Annotated in this window: 2 protein-coding genes; both read left to right on the top strand. The window is 49.5% G+C overall.

Going from position 1 to position 8,591, the window contains the following annotated elements; genetic code table 11:
* The first annotated feature begins 30 nt into the window (after positions 1–30).
* Positions 31–4,626, top strand: coding sequence for a reverse transcriptase domain-containing protein (locus ACZIYX_RS23190; protein WP_462684648.1), 4,596 nt, complete (start codon positions 31–33; stop codon positions 4,624–4,626).
* 157 nt (positions 4,627–4,783) lie between these two features.
* A partial coding sequence (locus ACZIYX_RS23185; RefSeq protein WP_462684647.1) for a hypothetical protein occupies positions 4,784–8,591 on the top strand: 3,808 nt, incomplete at its 3' end.

Here is an 8,591-nt window from a genome sequence, read left to right as displayed (position 1 = left end):
GAAATACTTTTCGAAAATGCCTCACAATCAGTGCAGAACAAGGAAAGCGATTTCATTGAGGGATTCTACCCCCCAGAAAGACATGCCACGAACATGGTGTCTGTACATCCGGCACAGGGGATGCAACAACAGGTTAAAACCAATAACGTTGCCCTCAGCGTACCACCACGGTACTATATGTACATTCGTGTTCTTATTGAAGAAATTCAAATCAACAGTCTTATTGACACAGGGGCACAATCAACCCTAATGAAAGCTGAGGGATACCGGAAATATTTTTCCCATCTTCCACTCACGCTAAAGCCAATGGAGTTCGTTGGATTTAACAACGAAGTGACTAGTGAAACGGTCGGCATTTTTAATGCCCCTATCACCATAAATGGTACGACTAAAGTCATCCCCGTTTATGTCCTTGAGAAGCTACAGTCGCCTCTCATCTTTGGTGATGATGCACTGCGTGCTTTCGGGCTAGTCATTGACTACAATAACCATCAAATTCGGATGGATGATAAGCCAGTTCGCTGCTATTCACGTGGGCCTAAAGCGCCAACTGGAAAAGAAAATGCAGTACCAGAACCGAGCTGTCAAAGTGAACAACGAATCGTTTGCTGCAAAGTGGAAATGAGCCTCAATATACCATCGAGGACAACAAAATACGTCCAATGCACGTTCACCAACGGAATAAACGATGGCGACGATGTAGAAATACAGCCTAATGGCAATGGATTCAAAGGTGAAGACCTCATGAGTCCACGAGTGTTCACCACCGTTCGTAAGGGATCGGTAGTGATTCCATTCTCGAACGTCAGTGATCACGCCATTAGAATCCGCCGAGGAAGAAAAGTAGGAACAGCAGAAAAAGGAGAAGTGATCCATACAGTCTTGTCCGCTCAAACATCAAGGGACGCATTAGATGCTCTGTACGAAGAACCAGACGATCCTCGCACAACAGAAGAGCAATGCATCCTAAAGGAAAAGACAGCTAAGGAACTGTATCGGGAACAAATGATTAAAGATTTCAAACGTTCGATGATCGAAAGAGGACATCGAATGGGCAGAAACATCGAAATACCAGAGGGACTCGACATTAATTCGGCATGCATGACCGATGAAGAAAAGCGTTACCTCGCGATCTTAATTCAAGAATACGATGACGTCTTCATGAAAGCGGATGAAATTCTGGAAGGCACTACAATGGTGGAACACACTATTGACCTGAAGGATGAAACACCGATAAAGCAACCATATCGGAATCCGCTTGCTTATCGAAAGATTGTGACTGAAGAAGTCCAAAGTATGCTTGACAAGAAAATCATTGTACCATCAAACAGTCCATGGGCATCACCCGTGGTGATCGTACGGAAAAAGGACGGAACGATCCGTTTTTGTGTCGATTATAGAGCCCTTAACGCAGTCACCAAGAAAGACAGTTTCCCGTTACCACGGATTGACGAAACACTAGCAACCCTTAACGGAGCAATGTACTTTACAACATTGGATCTACTGTCTGGGTATTGGCAGATACCCATGGCAAAAAGAGACATAGAGAAAACGGCTTTCTCATGTCATGAGGGATTGTTCGAGTATACGACAATGCCATTCGGATTGTCAAATGCTCCAGCCACGTTTCAACGGCTGATGCAGTTCGTTTTGAAAGGCCTCCTAATGGAGTTTTGCATGTGCTATCTGGACGATGTAGTGATTTTCTCACAAAACATCTGGGATCACATGTACCACTTCAAAGAAGTGCTGCAACGACTGCGAGACGCAAATTTGAAGCTAAAGCCCTCAAAATGCGAGCTCGTTCGAACTAAAGTTCGCTTTCTGGGGCATGTCATCTCCTCAGAAGGGATCACACCAGATCCTGAAAAAGTAAACAAAATTCGGGAATGTAAATACCCGACAACAGTGAAACAAGTCCGTCAATTTCTCGGTTTGACAGGATACTACCGAGCGTATGTCAAAGGATACGGCGTCATTGCAGCTCCGCTGTATGACTTGACGCAAGCGTGCCAAAAGAACCTCTCTTTCCAGAAGAGATGGTCAAAAGAGGCTGAAGAAGCCTTTGACATCCTAAAGGAAAAATTGATGGAAGCACCTATTCTGGGTTATCCAGATGTCGAGTTGCCATTCCGCCTGTACACCGACGCAAGCAACATTGGCGTTGGCTTTGTGCTTGCACAAGTTGGAAAAGACAGTGTGGAACGAGTCATCCACTACGGAAGCAAAAAGCTGACGGATACGGAAACTCGGTATGCCGTCACGGAAAAGGAATGCCTGGCTGTTGTCAGGGCATTCGCCACATACCGACAATTCTTGTTGGGTGGGTTTGTCACGATCTTCACCGATCACCTCCCCTTAATCAGAATACTGGACCGTAAACGGAAGGCGGAGGACATCACCCCAAGATTATTGCGAATGGCAATGTTCTTGGCCGAATACGAATATGACATCAAATACGTTCCTGGACCAAAGCATGCCAACGCTGACGCACTCTCGCGTCCACCGTTTATCCCAGCTGATGATGACGATGAAGTGGAACCCACTAAAGTGGCAACTAAGGTGAAGCGGATTAAGGCCGCAATAGTCGAGAACTCCAGTATCGACCTGGGGACGCTCGAAGGACGGGCAATGCTCCGTCAATGTAATGTGCTCGTTAGAGTAGCACAAACACTAGTCGACAGGACTAAGTGTATTGAAACGGCCGACGGACCAGCTAAAAGCTGCAGTCAGGCTAAAGCCTCCAGCAGAGGGACGCCTGACAGGATTCGGTCGGACACCAAGATGCCGGAGATTGACGAATCTACCGAGCAGGTGCCGCGACAAAATGTAGAACCTGTTACCTCAAGGGTCTGTTTGGAAGGTGATCGCAACATCGAGGACGAAGCCTCAGATGGCGATGAAACTGATGACTTTCCGGAGAGCATCGAGTTAATTTCTCCCGACAATGATCGGGTAGATGATAGTGCAGAAGGTCGTGGCTTTCTAAAGAAAGACCTTAGACAAGACTGCCATGATTTGTGCAGGGGCGAATACTTCGAGTATTTTCATATAAAAGCCCCATGGAATAAAGATGAAATCATCGATGCACAAAGGAGTGACCCCATGTGGGAAGATCTCATCAATTATCTGGAAACATTGGATTTTCCAGAATTCGCTAGCGAAAAATTGACGAAATGGCTCGTTGCACAAGAGCCCTATTATGTCATATGGGACGACATACTGTATCGGGTGAAACGAAAGAAGTCGCCCACCATGCATGAAAATATGGAATTCCAACTAGTGGTACCAGAGCAGTTCACTTGGCCACTGATCGAAATGCTCCACACCACAAAGTACGGTGGTCACCAGGGCTTTGATACCGTCCTGGCCAAATTGAAAGCCAATTACTATTGGCCGAGAATGGATAAATCCGTACGCCGGTTCCTAGATGATTGCATCCCATGTGCAAGATTCAAAAAGGGTGAAAACCGGAGAAATCCACTTCAACCAGTAAGGGCCATGGCACCCTTTCACACGGTTGCCATTGATGTGATCGGTCCCTTACCCGAAACCGAAAATGGTAACAAATACATTGTCACATTGATGGACTATTACACCAAATGGCCGGAAGCTTACCCAACGAAGGATCAGAAAGCTACTACAATCATCGACCTGCTCCATGACAGGATAATTCCAACACACGGGGTTCCACGTGTCCTTATAACGGACCGCGGCCCTGCGTTTACATCTGAACGATTCGCTTCTGAATCGGCAGCGGTTGGTGTACACTTGTGTTACACATCACCGTACCACCACCAAGCAAATGGGTTGGTGGAGCGCTGGAATCGAACCCTGATGGATATGATCAGGCCGCTCACTGAAGAAGAGCCCCATAAATGGGATAAGCTCATCGGCCCGGTTCTTTTCGCATATAGAACGACACCGCATGCCTCCACTGGCAATACGCCGTTTTATTTAATGCATGGAAGAGATCCCGTCCTCCCAATGGAAAACCCCTTGTTCGACGCCGAAAAAGGACGTCATCGAACAGAGTGGGCAGAGGAAGTTTCAAAGCGACTCACGGAAGCGTGGGAAGCGGCTGCAAAGAAGAACGCTAACATACAGTCGCAATATAAATTATTCTACGACAGAAAGGCTAAAGCCCGTCGCTTCCAACGAGGAGATTTACTCCTCATGAAAAATAAAGAAAAACTGTCTGCCAAGCGGATAAGTAATAAGTTCCACCCCGAATTTGACAGGCTATTTCGTGTACTTGACGTCGACAACGAGTACCGACTTAAGCTTGCTCGAGTCGGTGGACCACCCAGTAAAACGGGTTGGTACAATGGTTCGGAATTTAAATTTTTCATGGGTTCAGCAGAAGCTTACCTCAATTATGAAAGTAAGATTAGGTCGAAGCGAAGCAACCAACATGGCTACGAAGACGATGCCCGCTGCAACATCTGCAACGGCACTTACAACGATGACCTAAATCGACCGGAGGAAACAATATGGATTGAGTGTGACTACTGTCTACAGTGGTATCACTTAAACTGTATTGGAAGAAATCCAGAAGATACGGCTTGGTATTGCCCCGACTGCGTTACGGCAGGCCTGCCACAAAGTCTGGTTTCTTCGTGCTAAAGCACACAATAAAAATTTATTTTAACAAGTATTAAAATAAAATTAAAAAGAAAAAAAAAACAATAATAAATTGTTGTATTATAGTTTGCTTGTAACTGTTATAAAATGTTGTCACATTATTTTCCAGGAGCGAATGGATCAACCAGGCACTTCTGCCATGGAAATCAAACAAGAGACTGTCGAGGACTGGGTAAACCCTGATCAACCACTCACGGATCCCAACCATCCAAGGAGATGGCTTCACATGACCGTCAACACGGTTCGCGTGTTCAAACACGAACTGGGGAAAACTCTCCGGACGGTCTTCGTAAACGATCCGCTGATGGTGGTGGCGAGCATCCGCTTGCTAAAGTATCAGGACGGCAACCCCTGCAACATCATCGGCTTCAACATACAGTCGACGGCGTTGGGAACGAACGACCTAAAGGTCATACGGGAGCACACGACGAAGCGCCGTCCGATGGGCGAGCTACCACTTCTCAAGGTGTACCCGGGGGCCGCGGACCTCGTCCCTCCTCAAATTCTAGCTGGAGTTAATCCAACAACCAGCATTGTAAGATCCCTCTCTGCATCAACGGCGTTCGGGTTCACCGTCGTCTGGGATGCGGAGTTTTTCAAACATCAGGTGCCGGAACCCCTTCAGGAATTCCTGCAGTCCGATGTCATCAAACTTGTCTGGGATGCAACATATCTCCGGGTGATCTGGAACACGTCGTTCCCAAAAGACGATTTTCCCACTAAAGTGGTCGATGTGCAAAAGCGCTTCGAAGAGGCAAACGGGACCGAAAGCAGCCGCAGCCTCACACGGGAGCTAAAAAGGCACTTCGATCTAAAGATCTCGCCTGTCAATTGGGGAATCGTCGCAAACTGGCTAAAGCCACTCCTGCCGGAAGGACAGATCCAATGCGGACGACGCAACAAGGATCTCTCATACCTCCTGCAGGTAGCGGCGGAGCAAACGACGTTGATCGACCTGCTCGCATCACTTGTGCATTACAATCGAGCCACTCCTATCGAGCCTGGCAATGATGCGCAAGCATGGAGTCTTCTGACCGAAGGGATCCCTGACGCTCTAAAGAGCTTGGCTGTCGTCGACGGCGTCCCAAACGAGAAGTGGAACGAATACCAGGTCAGGATGTCGAACGCACTTCTCCATATGGACAGCACCCTGCGACACAAGTTCAAAACCACGGATCACGTGGGTGGATGCGTCTACGATACCACTGGATCGAATCCAATCCCGTTAAAACGGCTTGACGTCTACAAGCGGGAACACCTCTATTGCGTGGGATTCGCAGGCACATCAAAAGCCTACGAGACGACCAACGCCATAAATGGCATACCTATCGACGCGCCCAAATCCAGCTACCCTCCAGAAATCATCGAGCGATGCGACTACGTGCTGCGGGGTCGAGATCCAAAAATCTTTGACCACCCACCGGTACCAGCTAAAGCTCCTGTCAAGGTTGAGCCTTCCGAGGAAGCCATCCTAAAGGAACAGGAGAATGAGAAAGATCGCGTCGCCTGGGCGACCTGGAGAGAAGATGGAAAGGACGACGACGTGTATGGGTATTGGCGGGAAGATAAGACCAACCCGCATATGTTCCGTGACGATCCAGATGAGATCGAATGGCACGAAGTCAGTGAAACTGACTCGGACAATTCAGAAGACACCGAAACGGGTACCAGACGTACCAAACGACTCCGTCGAGTCATGTACAACAAGAAGCAGGGCCGAGCGACTCGAGAAGAGATCTTAAACTCGGTAGACCGGAAATACTACTACAACCAGCAACCGCACGTCATTGAACGACGACAACGGCGGTCTGCCAAACGACAACAACAAGGGATTGTTATCAACAGTCCACCCTCTAAAGAGGTTTTCCAGACCGGCCCCGCCGCGACGGAAAACGAATATTATATGGGTCTGCGAATGGTATGGCCGAACATGGTTGGCAACGTCGCTCGACCATATAATTATGAGGGGTATCGAATGGACGTCCCAACACCGGACGATCTGCCACGAGGATGTCACAGCGGCGTAGCTGTTGCAGCTTACATCGCGCATCGGCATCGACTCATCGATGACATCAAAATGGCTGCACGATTCCAGTCATACACAGATGAGTCGCATCGACGGGACAAACATGCCCCACAAACACCAAGGGGGCCCATGCCTGCTAAAGCAACCCCAGATCTACCACGCCCCGCTCAAATTGACGCGGTGCGCCAAATGGGATCGGGTTTTCAGCCCTTTCCACTGGTCCGCCTCGACCCATCACCGCCACTCCCTTCTCCAGCAACAGCTGAAGCACTGCCATTCACGTCCTACGCGGACTCGGTCGATGATGTTCACATGCAGGATAAATCCACCCCTGGAACACAAGGCGTAGCCTCTGCGCTCCAAGTGGATATCAAAAGCCCTGAACTGCAAATCGACGACCCGCAAGAGGAAGAGGATGACAGCCCCGCGTTTAGTGGTGACGAGTCAGCACCATCGTTGACGCCAACATCTACTACCAGCGTGTCACCATCAGGACAATCGGAAGCTCCGAGCGACGGGCTTAAAACACCCACAGGTCGGTCATCGGAGACTGAAGACGAATCGTCTAGTGGATGGGAACACGACCCTCAGCTGAAGAACATCACAAAACAACTAACGGATTGGATGGGCACCGGCAAGGCCAAGGAGGAGACAACAAGCAAACGTGACAGTAGTCAAGAGCGGAAGAAGCTCACGGTGAAGCTTCCGCCACAAATGTCACCAAGCATGGTGTCCTCTCCCGGTAAACCGGCCACCGCTCAACCATCTCCGAGTGGCAAAGAAAAGTCGTTCGCACCTCCTCTCAGCGGGCTAAAGCCATCGGCTCCACAACCTGAGAGAGCAATCGACATGGGGGCCAGAGTAGTGGAAGATCCACGTGACTTGCGGGCAATGGGCGAAGCCATTGTAGAGTTCAATCGGCAAGCCAACCCTCAATTCCCGACTCCGGATCTTAACGATCTGACGGAAGCAATTGACAGCCTAAAGGCAGATCTCAAGACGTGGACGGCGCCACAAGTGCCAACACTGGGTAAAGGGGCGTTCAACCTCAATGCCTCGGTGAAAAAGTACAACTCCTTGCGCGATTGGATCATCAGCAAGAACAAGGAGACAAAACAAAACGCCGATACTGTTAGCAGCGCTGCAACACAAGCACGCGCACTGTCACAAGCAGCCAATTATCGGACTGCTCAACTTCAACAACGGCGGGACGCCACTGAGCAACACCTCAGGGAGGATCTCGCCAAGTCAGAGGCGGAGAAAGCGGGCCTTACTAAAATGATTCAGGACCTGCTCACCCGGCTCAATGAGCTTCAACAACAAAAACAAGCGGATCGGGCGAACGATCAGCAACGATCGACACGGGGGCGAGGACGCGGGCGTCAAGCGAAACTCAGTAAACCATGGGGTCAACAAGACGTTTCCTCACCATCGGAACGTCAATTCGGCCTAAAGGTCGCTGTGCCTCGCGGGGAGCCAGTCCAACCAACCAAGACGCCGCCACTCCATCCACGGTTCAGCCGGTCTGACACTGGTGGGGATTCAACGCCTGAAGAGCAACGTAAACGTCAAGAAGCGAAAGTGCGTAAACAACGGGAAAACGCTGCCAAAGAAGCCGAGGATCGCGAACGTAGTCGCAGCCGGCAAGAAAAGGTGAAGCGGATCCAGAAAGAGAAACACGATGTAGACGAGGCGGCACGAAAAGAACGTCTCCTGAAACAACGAGCTGCAAATTTGGCAGCGAAATTCCAACAAAACAAAGAAAAGAGAGAGCAAGCTAAAGCTGAACCTGATCAACCGCCTGCAGCAGCAACAGCGGCCGGTCAAGCGTCAGCAGAGCAGTCTAAAGACGAGTGTCAAGTGGAGCGGGAGGTGGCACCACAGGGTGTTCAACCAAGCGCGTCTGCTGAGACGTCGTCTC

The organism is Aquimarina sp., assembly GCF_977115655.1.
This window is presented reverse-complemented; position numbering and strand designations above follow the sequence as displayed.